The organism is Pseudomonas sp. GOM6, from assembly GCF_029537485.1.
GTDB lineage: Bacteria > Pseudomonadota > Gammaproteobacteria > Pseudomonadales > Pseudomonadaceae > Aquipseudomonas.
On record NZ_JARPUS010000015.1, the window covers coordinates 81,999 to 97,405 of the forward strand.

12 protein-coding genes and 1 pseudogene are annotated in these 15,407 nt (G+C 62.8%); 7 read left to right on the top strand and 6 right to left on the bottom strand.

The window, feature by feature from the left end:
- Window positions 1–154 precede the first annotated feature (154 nt).
- Genes P7A97_RS16845 through P7A97_RS16860 form a run of 4 tightly spaced genes read left to right on the top strand, consistent with a single transcriptional unit; the run spans window position 155 to window position 2,758 of the window.
- Entirely contained in the window at window positions 155–463 is a 309-nt protein-coding gene (locus P7A97_RS16845) for a PepSY domain-containing protein (protein ID WP_277691224.1), read from the top strand.
- Window positions 463–777 (top strand): PepSY domain-containing protein, encoded by a 315-nt coding sequence (locus P7A97_RS16850; protein ID WP_277691225.1) that lies wholly within the window; start codon window positions 463–465, stop codon window positions 775–777. The genes P7A97_RS16845 and P7A97_RS16850 overlap by 1 nt, the downstream gene beginning before the upstream one ends.
- Window positions 777–1,445, top strand: coding sequence for a response regulator transcription factor (locus P7A97_RS16855; protein ID WP_277691226.1), 669 nt, complete (start codon window positions 777–779; stop codon window positions 1,443–1,445). Before P7A97_RS16850 ends, P7A97_RS16855 begins: the two co-directional genes overlap by 1 nt.
- Window positions 1,442–2,758, top strand: coding sequence for a sensor histidine kinase (locus tag P7A97_RS16860; protein ID WP_277691227.1), 1,317 nt, complete (start codon window positions 1,442–1,444; stop codon window positions 2,756–2,758). The genes P7A97_RS16855 and P7A97_RS16860 overlap by 4 nt, the downstream gene beginning before the upstream one ends.
- On the opposite strand, the gene P7A97_RS16865 is transcribed toward P7A97_RS16860, so the two are convergent.
- Together P7A97_RS16865 and P7A97_RS16870 are read right to left on the bottom strand one after the other, a co-directional pair.
- Window positions 2,759–3,355, bottom strand: a complete 597-nt coding sequence (locus P7A97_RS16865) for an NAD(P)H-dependent oxidoreductase (RefSeq protein ID WP_277691228.1) — start codon at window positions 3,353–3,355, stop codon at window positions 2,759–2,761. It lies immediately after the preceding gene.
- A 126-nt stretch (window positions 3,356–3,481) separates the two neighbouring features.
- On the bottom strand, window positions 3,482–5,623 hold the full coding sequence (locus tag P7A97_RS16870) for a methyl-accepting chemotaxis protein (RefSeq protein ID WP_277691230.1): 2,142 nt from the start codon (window positions 5,621–5,623) through the stop codon (window positions 3,482–3,484).
- Between the two features lie 221 nt (window positions 5,624–5,844).
- Here P7A97_RS16870 and P7A97_RS16875 point away from each other — a divergent pair, with 221 nt between their 5' ends.
- Together P7A97_RS16875 and P7A97_RS16880 are read left to right on the top strand one after the other, a co-directional pair.
- Window positions 5,845–7,161 carry a Na+/H+ antiporter NhaC family protein gene (locus tag P7A97_RS16875; protein WP_277691231.1) on the top strand — a complete coding sequence of 439 codons (1,317 nt, stop codon included), beginning with the start codon at window positions 5,845–5,847 and terminating at the stop codon, window positions 7,159–7,161.
- Window positions 7,162–7,255: 94 nt separating this feature from the next.
- Window positions 7,256–8,938 carry a methyl-accepting chemotaxis protein gene (locus P7A97_RS16880; protein WP_277691232.1) on the top strand — a complete coding sequence of 561 codons (1,683 nt, stop codon included), beginning with the start codon at window positions 7,256–7,258 and terminating at the stop codon, window positions 8,936–8,938.
- Window positions 8,939–9,048: 110 nt separating this feature from the next.
- On the opposite strand, the gene P7A97_RS16885 is transcribed toward P7A97_RS16880, so the two are convergent.
- The gene (locus tag P7A97_RS16885) at window positions 9,049–10,359 is read right to left on the bottom strand and encodes a hypothetical protein (RefSeq protein ID WP_277691233.1); all 1,311 of its coding nucleotides are present in this window, start codon (window positions 10,357–10,359) and stop codon (window positions 9,049–9,051) included.
- Window positions 10,360–10,678: 319 nt separating this feature from the next.
- Here P7A97_RS16885 and P7A97_RS16890 point away from each other — a divergent pair, with 319 nt between their 5' ends.
- Window positions 10,679–11,737 carry an AI-2E family transporter gene (locus tag P7A97_RS16890; protein ID WP_277691234.1) on the top strand — a complete coding sequence of 353 codons (1,059 nt, stop codon included), beginning with the start codon at window positions 10,679–10,681 and terminating at the stop codon, window positions 11,735–11,737.
- Window positions 11,738–11,784: 47 nt separating this feature from the next.
- Here the strand turns inward: P7A97_RS16890 and nuoN are convergent, their stop codons facing one another.
- From nuoN to P7A97_RS16905, 3 genes and pseudogenes are all read right to left on the bottom strand, one after another.
- Entirely contained in the window at window positions 11,785–13,263 is a 1,479-nt protein-coding gene (gene nuoN, locus P7A97_RS16895) for an NADH-quinone oxidoreductase subunit NuoN (protein ID WP_277691236.1), read from the bottom strand.
- A gap of 9 nt (window positions 13,264–13,272) precedes the next feature.
- On the bottom strand, window positions 13,273–14,802 hold the full coding sequence (gene nuoM / locus P7A97_RS16900; RefSeq protein ID WP_277691237.1) for an NADH-quinone oxidoreductase subunit M: 1,530 nt from the start codon (window positions 14,800–14,802) through the stop codon (window positions 13,273–13,275).
- Window positions 14,803–14,815: 13 nt separating this feature from the next.
- Window positions 14,816–15,407, bottom strand: a pseudogene (locus P7A97_RS16905) (NADH-quinone oxidoreductase subunit L); the annotation flags it as partial.

Consider the following 15,407-nt stretch of genomic DNA (forward strand, 5'->3'; position numbering starts at 1 on the left):
CAGGCCAGCGATTATAGTGGCGTGTCCCGACAGGCCAAGCGCCTTCAGCCGGTGAATATCCGATCAGTTGTGAGGCTTAGCTGGATTCAGCTTGGATTAAGTTGGCACCAGTATCTTGGTCCCTGTAGACAACAGATACCCCGAGGAGAACACCATGAACAAGCTGACCCGTCTTTTTGCCGTTGCCGCCCTAACTGCTACTGCCGGCATCGCCCAGGCCCGTGATCTGGGGCCGGACGAGGCGTTGAAATTGCGCGATGCCGGTACCATCCTGAGCTTCGAGAAACTCAACGAGGCCGCGTTGGCCAAGTATCCGGGCGGCAAGATCGAAGACACTGAGCTTGAGCAGGAGCACGGTCGCTATGTGTACCAGGTTGAGGTGCGCGACGCCCAGGGGGTGCAGTGGGATGTGGAACTGGACGCCGTCAATGGGCAGATTCTGCAAGAGCATCGGGATGACTGATGATGCCTGTGCCTCGTCATAGTGGTGCAGCACTTCTGGCGCTTTCGTTGATGGTGCTCAATGCTCACGCTCGCGATTTGGATCATGACGAGGCACTGCGCTTGCGCCAGGAGGGTGTCATACGCCCTCTGGAGTCACTGATGGCACCGGCCATGGGCCGTTATCCCGGAGCCGAGTTGCTGGAGGCGGAACTGGAAGAGGAAGACGATGTGCTGGTCTACGAGATCGAGCTGTTGACCGCCGACGGTAGTGTCCGTGAACTGGAGCTGGATGCCCGCGATGGCCGCATCCTCAAGGACGAACTGGAGGACTGATGCGTCTGTTGCTGGTAGAGGATCACGTACCTCTGGCCGATGAGCTAGTGGCAGCCCTGAAAGAGCAGGGTTATGCCGTGGACTGGCTGGCCGATGGCCGCGATGCTGTCCATCAGGGGGCTACCGAACCTTATGATCTGATTATTCTTGATCTGGGCCTGCCAGGAAAACCTGGCCTCGAGGTGCTGCGCGAATGGCGTGGCGGTGGATTGGCAACGCCGGTGTTGATCCTGACTGCGCGTGGCTCCTGGGCTGAACGCATCGATGGCCTCAAGGCTGGTGCGGACGATTACCTGACCAAGCCTTTTCACCCCGAGGAGCTGGCACTGCGCATCCAGGCACTGTTGCGCCGCGCCCACGGCTTGGCTAATCAGCCGCAACTTGAGGCAGCCGGTTTGCAGCTGGACGAGAGTCGCCAGTGCGTGAGCCGCGGCGGAGAGCAGATTGAGCTGACCTCTGCCGAATTCCGCTTGCTGCGCTATTTCATGCTGCACCCTGGACAGATTCTGTCGAAGAGTCAGTTGGCAGACCATCTCTACGACGGGGAAAGCGAGCGCGACTCGAACGTGCTTGAGGTGCACGTCAACCGTCTTCGCGGCAAGCTTGGGCGCGCGGTGATCGAAACACGTCGGGGCCAGGGGTATCGCTATGCAGGGGTTGAGACTTGAGGTCAATTCAGCGCCGCCTCAGCCTGGGCCTTGCCGGAGTGCTGGTGATGGTGGGCCTGGTACTGGCGCAGAGCAGCTTGTGGCTGTTCGACCACAGTTTGCGGCGCTACCTGCAAGAAGACCTGAAGGACGAGACGCAAATGTTGCTGGCGGCTCTGGTGCGCGGCCAGACTGGAATACAGCTCGATGAGCGTCGCCTGGACCCAACTTTTCAGCGGCCGTTCTCCGGTCACTATTTTCGTATCGACTTTGCCGAAAAAACCTGGCGTTCCCGCTCGTTGTGGGACCGCGATCTGCAGCGACCAACCGCTCTGGGCCTGCAGGATGGTCTTGGCGACGGTCCGCGTGGGCAGTTGTTGCTGGTTTACCGGGCTGACTACAAGCGCTTCGGCGAGTCGTTTTCCATCCTTGTGGCGCAGGACTACACACCGATCCTGCAGAGCTTTCGTCGCCTGCAGTGGATCGGCTTCGGTCTGGGTGGCGCCGCGCTACTGCTGATTCTCTTGGCTCAGCGTTACACCGTGCGTGCAGCCCTGCGCCCACTGGAGCGTGTACGCAAACAGATTGCCCAGTTACAACAGGGGCGGCGCAGCGAGCTGGACAGTGAGGTGCCGGAGGAGCTTGAGCCATTGGTGGGCCAGGTCAACCGCCTGCTGAGTCATACCGAAGATACCCTCAAGCGCTCCCGTAATGCCCTTGGCAATCTCGGACACGCATTGAAAACGCCACTGGCTGTTCTCGTCAGCCTCAGCGAACGGGAAGAACTGCGAGGCCAGCCTGAACTACAGGCCACGCTGCGCGAGCAATTGCGGCAGATTCAGCAGCGTCTGGAACGTGAGCTCGGTCGGGCGCGGTTGGCAGGAGAGGTGCTGCCTGGAGCACATTTCGACTGTGCGCAGGAGTTGCCGGGGCTGCTCAGCACGCTAAGCATGATCCACAGCCATGGCCTCAAACTGGACTGGCAGGCCGAGCCGGGGTTGTGTCTACCCTGGGATCGTGAGGATGTGCTGGAGGTGCTCGGCAACCTGTTGGATAACGCCTGCAAATGGGCGGATGCCGAGGTGTGTCTGGGCCTGGCACAGGACGGCGACGGTTATACGCTGTGGGTGGACGATGATGGCCCGGGCATTGCTGTGGAGCGCCGTGAGGCGGTACTGGGCCGCGGCACGCGCCTGGACGAACAGGTAGCCGGGCATGGCCTGGGCCTGGGCATTGTGCGCGATATCGTCGATGCCTGGGGGGGCAGCGTGTTGCTGGAGGACAGCCCGCTGGGCGGGCTGCGAGTGGCCATCAGGCTACCTTTACCTCGGTGATCACATGCCGTTGCTGAAGGCCGGGTTGCTCATGTCGATGGCCGCACGCACGGGCTTCAGTGCTTCTGCGTACTTGCCGAGGATGTCCAGGGCATAGTCGGCGCGCTTGCGGATGCGCAGGTCGTCTTCGCCATTGGCCTCGCCAGGGTTCATCACCGCCTCGACCTGGCGCACGATCAGGTGCTCCGGCAGATAGGCAATGCGGCAGTTTTTGTAGCCCGAAGCGCGCAGCTCGCTGATCGGGTAGGCGCCACCGATGCCGGAAGATACGCCCACCAGCAGTGCCGGCTTATGTGCGAGCTCGGCCTTGCTGGCGTACAGGAAGAAGTTCTTCACCGCTGGGCAAGCCATACCATTCCATTCCGGAGCAATGACCAACAGGCCATCGGCTGCTGCCAGTTGCTGCTGGTAGTCAGTCCAGGGGCCTTTGTCATCGGCAGGCCACAGCGGCAGACCGCGCTCGCCCAGATCGATCAGGCTGCTTTGCTCGGCACGGGTCAGACCCAGCTCAATCAGGCGTTGACGAAGATAGCGGGCGACCTTAGCGGACTGGCTGTCGCGGCGACTGGAGCCGGCAATCAGGGCGATATTGAGCATGTGCAAAGCCTCGTGGGAGTGACTGCGCGCAGGCTAGCGACCGCTCTGGAACGAGGCAAGTGGCGAGGCGCCAGGGATGCGGACGGATGACGCCAGTGCCCGCAGCCGGGCACTGGCGTGAGCAGGTCAGACGCGGAACTGATCCATCAGCCCCTGCTGGTGGTTGGCCAGGCTGTTGAGGTTCTGGCTGACCCGCGCGGACTCGTCAGCCTGACCGGCCAGCGCCTCGGTGACGTCGCGAATGCTGGAGACGTTGCGGTTAACCTCTTCGGCGACTGCGCTTTGCTCCTCGGCTGCGGAAGCGATCTGCAGGTTCATGTCATTGATCACCGTGACGGCATCACCGATCCGGCGCAGGGCGGTGACGGCCTGTTCGACCATCTCGACGCTGCCCTGAGCCTGCTTGTGACTGCTGTGCATGGAGCCGACCACATCACGGGTACCGCTCTGCAGGTTTTCGATCACCTGGCGGATTTCTTCCACCGAGTCCTGCGTGCGTTTGGCCAGGTTGCGAACTTCGTCGGCTACCACAGCAAAGCCACGGCCTGCCTCGCCGGCACGGGCCGCCTCGATGGCGGCGTTGAGGGCGAGGAGGTTGGTCTGTTCGGCGATGGCGCGGATCACCTCCAGTACCGAGCCGATCTGTTCACTGCTGCTGGCCAGGGCTTCGACCTCGCCCATGGCCGAATTGAGCTCGCTGGCCAGTTGTTCGATGGAGAGCGTGGTGCGGTCGATGATGGTCAGGCCTTCACGAGCCGCCGCATCGGCCCCGCGTGCTGCGTCGGCGGCCTGTGCGGCGTTGTTGGCCACGTCGTGGGCGGTGGCGCTCATTTCCTGGGAGGCGGTAGCTACCTGATCGATCTCGCGGAACTGCTGCTGCATGCCTGAGCTGGTCTGGCTGGCAATCGCTGCGGACTGGTCGGCGGTGCTGCGCGCGTCCTGTACCGAGCGTTTCACGTCGGCAATGGTCGGTTGCAGTTTGTCGAGGAAGCGGTTGAACCAGCTGGCCAGCTCACCGAGCTCATCCTGTTTGGCATATTCCAGGCGGCGGGTCAGGTCACCTTCGCCGCTGGCGATGTTCTTCAGCATGGCGGCCACGCCGAGTACCGGGCGGGTGACGCCGAGGGCGGTCAGCCACATCAGGCCAAGCCCCAGGAGGATGGCCACCGCTCCCACGCCCAAGGCAACCATTGTGGAGGCTGTGCGCTGTTCATCGAGTTGCTGCTCCAAGCGCAGCGCCGGGCCCAGCAGGGTCGGGCGGGGCACTTCCAGCAGAACCCCCCAATTGGTGGCTTCGGGAATGGGCAGCAGCGGCTCGAAGACCTGAAGCAGTTCGGCATGCTCCAGCGCCTGAGCCTGGCCCTGGCTCAGCAGTGTGCGGATGGCGGCATGTTGAGTGGTGAAGGCATCAGCCAGTGGTTTGCCCAGCATGCCGGCATCACGACTGTGACCTGCCAGCAAGCCGGCGGGGCTGATGATGCTGACCTGAGCCTGGCCGTCATACAGCTCGCTGCTGGCCTGGTCGCTGATCTGCTGCAGGTTGGCCAGGCTGATATCCACGCCCATCACACCGATCACCTGGCCGTTCTGTTCCAGGGGGAAGGCGATGCTGGTCATCAACACCTGCTTGCCGTTGACCTCATCGAAGTAGGGGTCGAGTACGCAGGTTTTGCGGGTGTCGAGTGGGCAGGTGTACCAGGCGTTGTAGGGGGTGCCGCCGGCACCTGTGGTGGTGTCGGAAAGGTTTTCCTCGGTCATGGCTTCGGACTCCAGCTCACCCGGAGTGCTCTGCGACCAGTACAGCGCGAAACGGCCTTTTTCGTTACTCCCCAATTCGGCCTGGTCGGCGAACAGCTCGTCCTTGCCATCGAGAGCATTGGGTTCGAACACCAGATACAGACCGAGCAACTCGGGGTTGCCTTCGAGGGCGGTGCGCACCTGGCGGGTCATGTCTTCACGCAGGTCGAAGGCATCGAGAAAACGCTTCTCGGCCTGATCCTTGAGAAACAGCACCTGGCGAGAAAAGCCCTTGCCGTAGAGGTAGGCGCTCATGAAGTAGCGCTGGATGCGCAGGCTCTGCAGCTCGCCGCGGGCCGCCATGCGCAGGCGCGCGGACTCCTCGAGCATGCCGGTACTGGACGACTTCACCAGCTCGGCGCTGCTGCGCGACTGATAGAGCGAGGTGCCGACCAACAGGGTCACGATGGCCAGTAGGCAGAGACCGGCGAGCAGAGTGATTTTCCACTGTATGGACAGGCGCGACAGCATGACGGGATCCTTCTAGATTCAGACTACTAGGACATACATCGGCTGTGGCGTCAGAAGCTTGACCCGAAGAGACGATTTAATGCCCTGCTTGAGCCTCTAGGTTAAAGCACTTGAATTTCCAGGCAATCCCGCAGTGCATCCGGCTTTGACAGACGTAGAGCGAACGGGCAGAGTTCGCGGCTTTTTCTGCCTTGGGCAGGCGTAATCCGCAGGAGTGAGAGATGAATGCAGTCATAGTCGCGGTCAGCCTGATGCTGGCCCTCAGCCTGATGCGCGTGCATGTGGTCGTGGCACTGATCCTGGGGGCTCTGGTCGGCGGGCTGGTCGGTGGCTTGGGGCTGGAGGGCTCGCTGCAGGCATTCAACTCGGGTTTGGGCGGCGGGGCTACGGTGGCGCTTTCCTATGCACTGCTGGGAGCCTTTGCCGTGGCCATCGCCAAATCCGGGCTGGCCCACGCGCTGGCGGATCGGGCGTTGGCTCTGGTGGGGCGCCAGGGTAGCGAGAACTCTGGGTTGAAGTGGCTGTTGCTTGGCTTGCTGCTGGCCGTAGCCGTTGCTTCGCAGAACGTGCTGCCGATCCATATCGCCTTTATCCCGCTGCTGGTTCCTCCATTGCTCTATGTGCTGACCCGTCTGCGCATCGACCGCCGCCTGGTTGCCTGCGTGTTGACCTTCGGTCTGGTGACGCCCTACATGTTCCTGCCAGTGGGTTTCGGCAGCATCTTCCTCAACGAGATACTGCTGGCCAATGTGGCCAAGAACGGCGTTGCGGTGGATGGACTCAGCGCTCTGCATGCCATGGCTATTCCCGCCCTCGGCATGCTCTGCGGTCTGTTGGTGGCCGTGTTGTTCAGCTATCGCGGCAAGCGGGACTACGACCTGCAGCGCATTGCCCAGGTCGAGCGCGCGGGAGCGCGCTACAGCCGCGCTACCTTGCTGGTCGCCGGTGTAGCGGTGGCTCTGGCATTCGTCGTACAGCTCTGGCTGGACTCGATGATAGTCGGCGCCCTGGCCGGATTTCTGGTGTTCTCGCTGTCTGGTGTGGTGCGTTGGCGCGAGGCGGACGACCTGTTCACCGAGGGCATGAAGATGATGGCCACTATCGGTTTCATCATGATTGCTGCCGCTGGCTTTGCCGAAGTGCTCAAGGCCACAGGCCAGGTGCAGAGCCTGGTGGATGCCGCTGCCGGCTGGATCGGTAACAGCAAGGCGTTGGGTGCGCTGCTGATGCTGCTGGTCGGCCTGTTGGTGACCATGGGCATCGGCTCTTCCTTTTCCACCGTGCCGATCATCGCGGCCATCTTCGTGCCGCTCGGCGTGCAGCTGGGTTTCAGTCCGCTGGCTATCGTCAGCATCGTCGGCACGGCTGGCGCTCTGGGCGATGCCGGTTCGCCGGCTTCGGATTCGACCCTGGGACCGACCTCCGGTCTTAACGTGGACGGTCAGCACAACCATATCTGGGATACCGTGGTGCCGACCTTTCTGCATTACAACCTGCCTTTGCTGGCGTTTGGCTGGCTGGCGGCGATGACGTTGTAATCCGACTGATAAGTCGTTCATGTAGACGACGGGGGTGCCGATATAGCGGTACCCCCGTTGTGCTTTACGCAGACCTGCTCATAAGGAAAGGAACATGCGTCTTACCCTGAAAACCAAAGTCCTGCTGCTGGCCTTGCTGCCGGTGATCCTCTTTGCCCTGATACTCAGTGGCGCGGCGGCGAAGATTCTCACAGACCTGGCGGCGGACGAGGTGCGTGAAACCCGAGAGCGTCTGGTCGGCGAAAGCCGCCAGCAACTACAGAGTTATATGCAGATCGCCATGGGCTCGGTGCAGAGCCTCTACGACAGTGCAAGCCAGGGCGACATGAGCAGCCGCGAGCAGGCCATCGCGATCTTGTCGAAGATCAAGTACGGCAAGGATGGCTACTTCTTTGGTTACGACTCGCAGGTGGTGCGTCTGTTCCGCGGTGACAGTCCAGCCGATGTCGGCAAGAGCTTCACTGGCCGTCAGGACCCCAATGGCGTGCGGGTCAACGACGAACTGGTTCGTGTAGCCAAAGATGGCAGCAATTATGTGCAGTACAGCTCACCGCTGCCGAGCAACGACAAGATCCTGGTGCCCAAACTGGCCTACAGCTACTACCTGCCCAAGTGGGATCTGGCCCTGGGGACGGCGGTGAATCTGGACGGCGTCGAGCTGCAGGTGGCCGAGGTCGAGGCCAGCATTGAGGAGCGGGTAAACACCATCCTCACCAGCATCCTGGTGATTGCGCTGATCATGCTGGTGGTGTTCGGCATTATTGGCCTGGCCCTGAGCAATGCCTTCCTGCGTCCGCTGCAGCTGATCAAGGCCAATCTGGACGACATCGCTGCGGGAGAGGGCGATCTGACTCGCCGTCTGCCGGTTACCAGCGATGATGAGTTGGGCCAACTGGCCGGTTCGTTCAACCGTTTCGTCGAGAAAGTACATGGTCTGGTACGCCAGATCGCCGAGATGACTGGGCAACTCACCAACCTGGTGGGCGAGGTCGCCGCCCAGGCGCAACGTTCCGAGCAGGCGATGGAGCGCCAGCGTCACGAAACCGACCAGGTGGCGACGGCGATCAACGAGATGTCTGCTGCGGCTCATGAAGTGGCGCGCAGTGCCCAGGGTGCAGCCGAGGCGGCGCAGCAGACCGACACCGAAGGTCAGGCCGCGAAGAAGGTGGTGGATGGCAGCATTCAGCGTATCCACGCACTGGTGGGCGAAATCCGCGACAGTGGCCAATCGCTCGACAGCCTGCAGCAGGACGTACAGTCCATCGTCAGCGTGCTTGATGTGATCCGCTCCATCGCCGAGCAGACCAATCTTCTCGCCCTCAATGCCGCGATCGAGGCTGCCCGTGCCGGTGAGGCCGGGCGTGGTTTCGCCGTAGTGGCCGACGAGGTGCGGGCGCTGGCCAGTCGCACCCAACAGAGCACCCAGGAAATCCAGGGCATGATCGACCGCCTGCAGCAAGGCACCCAGGCTTCGGTCAGTGCCATGCGCCGCTCCAGCGACGCCGGTGAGACGACCAGCGAGCAGGCCAACCAGGCCGGCGCCTCGCTGGATGCGATCGCTCAACTGATCGGCACCATCAACGCGATGAACGCGCAGATCGCCAGCGCCGCCGAAGAGCAGACGGCGGTTGCCGAGGAAATCAATCGCAGCGTCCACCAGATCGCCGTGGCCGTCGAAAGCGTGGCCGATGAAACCCGTCATGGCGCCGAGACTTCACGCAGCCTGGCGAGCCTGGGGGATCGGTTGGGCAGCCTGGTACGGCAGTTCCGTATCTGATGACGCTGCGATGATGCGCAAACAAACGCCCCGTTACATGCGGGGCGTTTGTTTGTGGCGCGCACGAATACCCGGCATCCTGGGGCGTTCGCTCTTGCCGGCGCCCCCCGTTAGTTCGCGGGACCCGCTTGTGCTGCTGTAGGCGTGATCGACAGGCGATTTTTCGCCAGCGCCAAGGCCGTGGCGGTCGGTATCTGCACAATCAGAGGATGGTCGGTCACCCGGATTTCTGCCGAGGACACGTTTCTCAGCGACTGGATTGGACGGCTCCCCTCCAGCGGATCATAGATGAGCACCAGGGGCTGCTCGGCGCCGAAGTGGACCATGACCGGCGTCTCCGGGCCCGGAAACTCATCAGGTTCCGCCCACACCAGGATGTTGGTTTCCATATCGCTCTTTTGCACGACGAAGCTTCTGCCGGTTGCGGGCCGACCACTGGTCGAATACTTGACCAACGTGGTCGGCGTGAAGGTTCTGGCCTTCTCACCGCCATCCGCCAGGATCGAGTTCATGTTGTGGATGGCAGTTGCCGCTAGCGTGGGCTGGTTCGTCGACTTGCTGAACAGTCCCCAACCGTTCCCCTCATCCATCAGCTGGTAGAGGTAGGTGCGGTAGATACCGTTGGCGGCACTGCCAACCAGTAAATTCAGTGTCCAGGAAGCGGCCTGCGCCTCCGAGGTCTTGGGAATCTGGTAGCCGGTTTCCGTGTATACCGCCGGGCCCGCCCCGCTGGGCGTGTTGCCCAGGGCCTTGCTGCGGGCGATCCAGCGTGCGGGCGGCTTGCCATGCAACGGGTAGGGGTGCTGGTTGTTGTAGTGGGAGTAACCGGGGGTGGTGGTCGGGTCAGGCCCTTTGGGAATGCTGCCGGCATCGTAGCCGGTGAAGTAGAACACCTTGGCTTTCTTGAGTACCGGCGATGCCTGCGTCTGCCCATATAGCGATTGCTGGAAGGCCAGGGCCGCATCCAGGCCTTTCTGTCCGGTTGGCTCCCATGTCAGCGGGAAGTTGTTGATCTCGTTCGGCCCCTCCACCGCGAATACCGAACCGGGGACAGCCCTTTCCAGCGCGCTGATGTTGTTCAGAAAGGTGGCGATGGTCGCCGGAGAGCGTGTGCCGCCGACGGCGCTGATGAATGTCCACTTCATGCCGGCCTGCGCCAGGTGGGTGTAGTAGCCATAGGCCGGACCATTCCAGAAGGGATTGAAGCTGTCGCGTACATGTTGGATGCCGAGATAAGCGAGATTGGCGGTCACCATGTCCATCTTCTTGTAGTTGGAGGTGCCCTGACTGATGTGCAGGTTGACCCCCTGCCTGGCAATGAAGTCTGCGGCGCGCATCGGCGCGGCGGTCGACACGTTGGCATCCAACAGCATGCCGCCAAGGAGCAGCGCCAGGGCCAGTGTGCTGAGTCGGTTGTTCACGGTTCACCTCCGGAGCATTCACAGTGAGGGCGGTGAGTCAGGCTTACAGGTCTCGGCCTTCGCAGGCTGAAAACGTTCCGCAGTTGTCGTCCTTATCCGCTGAGCGGTGCGTTTTTGAGCCTTTCTGCTGGGGCGCAGGCTCAGGCGTTAATGCGGGACTGCGCCTGGCCGTTTCCGGGCGGCGGCTTCGCTGCGGGCGCACGCTCGTATCAGAGTCAAGCACTGCAATGGTCTTCAGGCATCTGCTGGCCGGCAATTAGGCTGCACTTTGCGGGCGATGCACGGGACTAAGGAGCAACAGTCCTAACCGGGTAATGCCATGTATTCACCGCGTATCGAGCAGAAATCCTTTCTCGCCCTCCTGATTCTCGTGACGCTGGCCTTTGGCTGGATTCTGTTGCCGTACTGGGGCGCACTGTTCTGGGCGGTGGTGCTGGCCGTGCTGTTCGTCCCCCTGCAGCGGCGGCTGGCGCGGCGTTTCGGAGGGCGCGGTAACCTCTCGGCATCATTGACGCTGACAGTGTGTGTGGTGGTGGCGATCTTGCCGGTTACCCTCATCAGCATGGCGCTGGTCAGTGAAGGTTCGGCCATCTACGAGCGTATCGAGCAGGGCGAGGTGGACATTGGCGCCTACGTCGAGCGGCTCAAGGATCGGCTTCCCGACATGCTGCAGCAGCCGCTCGACCGTATCGGTCTGGGCAACTTCGAGGCGCTGCGCGAGCGTATTGCCAGGGGGGCGATGCAGGGCAGCGAGTTTCTCGCGACCAAAGTGTTTGATATCGGCCAGAACACCTTCCAGTTTCTGGTCGGATTTTTCGTCATGCTTTATCTGCTGTACTTCTTTCTGCGCGATGGTCCAGAGCTGGTGCGTCTGGTGCGCACTGCTGTGCCGCTCGAGGATTCTCTCAAGCGCCGGCTGCAGATCAAGTTCACCCGAGTGGTGCGGTCTACGGTAAAGGGCAACTTGCTGGTAGCGGCCGTGCAAGGCGCGCTGGGCGGCTTCATATTCTGGCTGTTGGGCATCGGTAGCCCACTGCTTTGGGGCGTGCTGATGACCTTCCTGTCGTTGCTTCCGGCAGTCGGCTGCGGATTGGTCTGGGGGCCGGTAGCGTTGTACCTGCTGGCGACCGGCAAGCCGGTGCAGGGCATTACGCTGATCGCGTTCGGCGTTCTGGTGATCGGCCTGGTGGACAACCTGTTGCGACCGATTCTGGTGGGTAAGGACACGCGAATGCCCGACTACCTGGTGCTCATCTCGACGCTGGGAGGGCTAACCCTGTTTGGCCTCAACGGTTTCGTGATCGGCCCGCTGATCGCCGCACTGTTCATCGCCAGTTGGGATCTGTACCGCATGCGACGGCAGGTGCGGTTGCCCTGACTCCGGACAATAAAAAACCGGCCTAAGCCGGTTTTTTATTGCTGCGATCAGTGCGCGATGGCGACCAGACCGGCCTGCTGCACCAGCTCCAGCAGCGGCTGCGGGTACACACCGAGAATGAAGGCGAGCAGGGCGACGGCCAACAGCATGATGCCGCCAGCGCGCTGGCCCCAGTTGAACGGCGCATCGTGGCGGGTCAGGCCCGGCTCGACCATGAACAGAGTGACCATCACGCGCAGGTAGTAGAACACGCCGATGGCGCTGCCCAGCACCAGGGCGCCGAGCAGCCACCACTGTTGCGCCTGCACGCCGGCGGCGACCACGTAGAACTTGCCGATAAAGCCGGCGGTCAGCGGAATGCCGGCCAGTGAAAGCATCATTACGGTGAGCACGGCGGTCAGGTACGGACGGCGCCAGAACAGGCCGCGGTACTCGTAGAGGGCGTCGGCATCGCGGCCGCTGTAAGGCGTGGACATCAGAGTGATCACACCAAACGCGCCCAGGCTGGTCAGCACGTAGGTCGCCAGGTACACGCCGATGGCTTCCACTGCCAGCCCTTTGCTGGCGATCAGGGCGATCAGCAGGTAGCCGAAGTGGGCGATGGACGAGTAACCGAGCAGGCGCTTGAGGTTGTTCTGCAGCAGCGCCAGTAGGTTGCCGAACAGGATCGAGGCGATGGCGATCGCCGTCAGCAGGCCTTCCAGCCAGCCGCCAGCGGCAACCGGGGCGATCTGGTACAGGCGCAGCAGCACGGCGAACACGGCGACCTTGCTGGCGGTGGCCAGGAAGGCTGCGACTGGGGCCGGGGCGCCTTCGTAGACGTCCGGCGTCCACAGGTGGAAGGGCACCAGCGACAGCTTGAAGGCCAGGCCGATCAGCATCATGCCGACGCCGATCTGGGCGATCAGGCTGGGCAGGCCATCGCTGGCCAGCTTGGCACCGATACCGGCGAAGCTCAGGCTGCCGGATTCGGCGTAGAGCAGGGCCATGCCGAACAGCAGGAAGGCGGAGCCTGCGGCGGACAGCACCATGTACTTGATGCCGGCTTCCAGCGAGCGCTTGTTGAAGAAGGCGTAGGCGATCATGCCGTAGGTCGGTACCGACAGCAGCTCCAGGCCGATAAACAGGCCGGCCAGATGCTGCGCGCTGACCAGTACCAGACCGCCCAGGCCGGACAACAGCATCAGCAGATACAGTTCCTCGCGGTTGCCCGGATAGCCCTGGCGCCCGGATTCACCGCCCAAATAGGCATGGGTCAGCGTGGTGCAGGCCAGCGTCGCAGCCAGTACCAGTGCCATGTAATAGCAGGCGAACTTGTCGATCAGCAGCAACGGGGTGACCTGGATCGGCGTGACGCCGAGGGCCGGGATGATCGACAGCAGTGCGAGATTCAGGCCCAGCACCGAGAGGATGAAGGCCATGGCATGGTTGCGCTTCCAGGCGATGGCCAGCATCACCACAATGATGGTGGCGCTGCTGACCAGCAGCGGCAGCAGCGCGATGAAGTGTTGAGTCGTCAGTTCCATAGCGCGTGATTACCGGACCGAGGCGAGTTGAGTGAGGGCACCGCTGAACCACTGCTGCACGCCGTGCATGCTGGCAGCGGAGGTGTCGAGCACCGGTTGCGGGTAGACGCCGAGCAGGATCAGCAGCACGGCCAGGCCGAGCACCATGTACAGCTCGCGGGCTTTCATCGGCTGCAGCGGCTCGGTGGATTTGGCGGGGCCGAAGTAGGCGCGGTGGATCATCGCCAGCGAGTACACCGAACCCAGCACCAGGCCACAGGCTGCCAGCACCACGATCCACGGGGCGACCGGGAAACTGCCGATCAGGATCAGGAACTCGCCGATGAAGTTGCCGGTCCCCGGCAGGCCGAGGGCCGCGGCGGCGAAGAACAGGCTGATGCCCGGCAGCCAAGGCAGGCGGGCCCAGATGCCGCCCATCTCGCGCATGTCGCGGGTGTGCAGGCGCTCGTAGAGCTGGCCGCAGAGGATGAACAGCGCGGCGGCGGACAGGCCGTGGGCCATCATCTGCACTACCGCGCCCTGCAGGGCGATCAGGCTGCCGGAGTAGATGGCGATCAGCACGAAGCCCATGTGCGAAACACTGGAGTAGGCCACCAGGCGCTTGATGTCGGTTTGCGCGAACGACAGAAAGGCGCCGTAGGCGATGGCGAACACGCCGAGCCACATGGCGATCGGCGCGAATTCGGCCGAGGCGTTGGGGAACAGCGGCAAGGCGAAGCGCATCAGGCCGTAAGCGGCGGTCTTCAGCAGGATGCCGGCGAGGTCGACGGAGCCGGCGGTCGGCGCCTGCGCGTGGGCATCCGGCAGCCAGGAGTGCACCGGCACCACCGGGAACTTCACCGCGAAGGCGGCGAAGAAACCGAGCATCAGCAGGTACTCGGTTCGCGGCGCCAGCTCTGTCTTCAGCAGGTCGGCGTAGTTGAAGGTCAGCACGCCAGTCTGATTGAAGTGCACGAACACCAGCGCCAGGATCGCCACCAGCATGATCAGGCCGCTGGCCTGGGTGTAGATGAAGAACTTGGTGGCGGCGTTGATGCGGGTGTGGCCCTTGCTGCCGCTATGACCCCAGAGCGCGATGAGGAAGTACATCGGCACCAGCATCATTTCCCAGAAGAAGAAGAACAGGAACAGGTCGACGGCAAGGAACACGCCGACCACGCCGCCGAGAATCCACATCAGGTTTAGATGGAAGAAGCCGACGCGGTTCTGGATCTCGTTCCACGAGCACAGCACCGAGAGTACGCCGAGCAGGCCGGTGAGGGCGACCATCAACACCGACAGGCCGTCCATCGCCAGGTGAATGGTGATGCCCAGACGCGGAATCCAGTCGGCCTTGAACTCGTGGGCCCAGACCGGATCGGCACCCGGCTGCGGGGCCAGGCTGAAGTCGCCACTGGCCCACAGCCACAGGCCGAGGCCGAACAGCAGACCCATGGTGATCAGGGCGATCCAGCGCGGCAGGACGTTGCCGAAACGTTCACCTTGCCAGCACAGCAGGCCGCCGATGAAGGGAATCAGGATTAGCCAGGGGAGAATCATCAGGCTGTTTTCCTTAACTCAGAAAGAGGATGGCGGCGAGCACCAGCACGGCGCCCCCGGCGATCGAAGCGGCATACCAGCGCACCTGACCGGTTTCGCTGCGCACCAGCGCGGCGTTGCCGCCACGGGCCAGCGTAGGGATCAGACCGATGCTGCGGTCGATCGGGTCGCGACCGAGCAGGCGGCAGATCAGCAGGTACGGCTGAACGAAAAGCTTGTCGTAGAGCCAGTCGAAGCCCCAGGCGGCGAACCACCAGGCCGACAAGAAGCGCCCCGGTGCGCTGGTGGCCACGGCGCTGACGAAGCGGCGCTGGCCGAGGAACAGCAGGGCGGCGAGCAGGATACCTGCCAGGGCAATGGCGCCCGAGGCGATCTCCAGGCTGTGCTTGGCTTCGCCACCGGCATGGCCGATGCTCTGCGGCAGTACGCCGGCCAGCGGCGGCGTGATCAGCGCGCCGACGAAGGTCGACAGCACGATCAGAGTGGCCAGCGGCAGGTTGTGGGCGATGCCATGACCGGCGTGGGCCTCGGTCTTCTGCTCGCCGTGGAAGGCGATGAAGATCAAGCGGAAGGTGTAGATCGAGGTCAGGAAGGCACCGGCCAGG

Excerpts from the sequence above, each read along its gene's own strand:
- nuoM (WP_277691237.1), bottom strand. The coding sequence starts at position 14,802 with ATGATTCTCCCCTGGCTAATCCTGATTCCCTTCATCGGCGGCCTGCTG.
- P7A97_RS16855 (WP_277691226.1), top strand. The coding sequence starts at position 777 with ATGCGTCTGTTGCTGGTAGAGGATCACGTACCTCTGGCCGATGAGCTA.
- P7A97_RS16875 (WP_277691231.1), top strand. The coding sequence starts at position 5,845 with ATGAATGCAGTCATAGTCGCGGTCAGCCTGATGCTGGCCCTCAGCCTG.
- P7A97_RS16870 (WP_277691230.1), bottom strand. The coding sequence starts at position 5,623 with ATGCTGTCGCGCCTGTCCATACAGTGGAAAATCACTCTGCTCGCCGGT.
- nuoN (WP_277691236.1), bottom strand. The coding sequence starts at position 13,263 with ATGGAACTGACGACTCAACACTTCATCGCGCTGCTGCCGCTGCTGGTC.
- P7A97_RS16865 (WP_277691228.1), bottom strand. The coding sequence starts at position 3,355 with ATGCTCAATATCGCCCTGATTGCCGGCTCCAGTCGCCGCGACAGCCAG.
- P7A97_RS16850 (WP_277691225.1), top strand. The coding sequence starts at position 463 with ATGATGCCTGTGCCTCGTCATAGTGGTGCAGCACTTCTGGCGCTTTCG.
- P7A97_RS16845 (WP_277691224.1), top strand. The coding sequence starts at position 155 with ATGAACAAGCTGACCCGTCTTTTTGCCGTTGCCGCCCTAACTGCTACT.
- P7A97_RS16880 (WP_277691232.1), top strand. The coding sequence starts at position 7,256 with ATGCGTCTTACCCTGAAAACCAAAGTCCTGCTGCTGGCCTTGCTGCCG.
- P7A97_RS16890 (WP_277691234.1), top strand. The coding sequence starts at position 10,679 with ATGTATTCACCGCGTATCGAGCAGAAATCCTTTCTCGCCCTCCTGATT.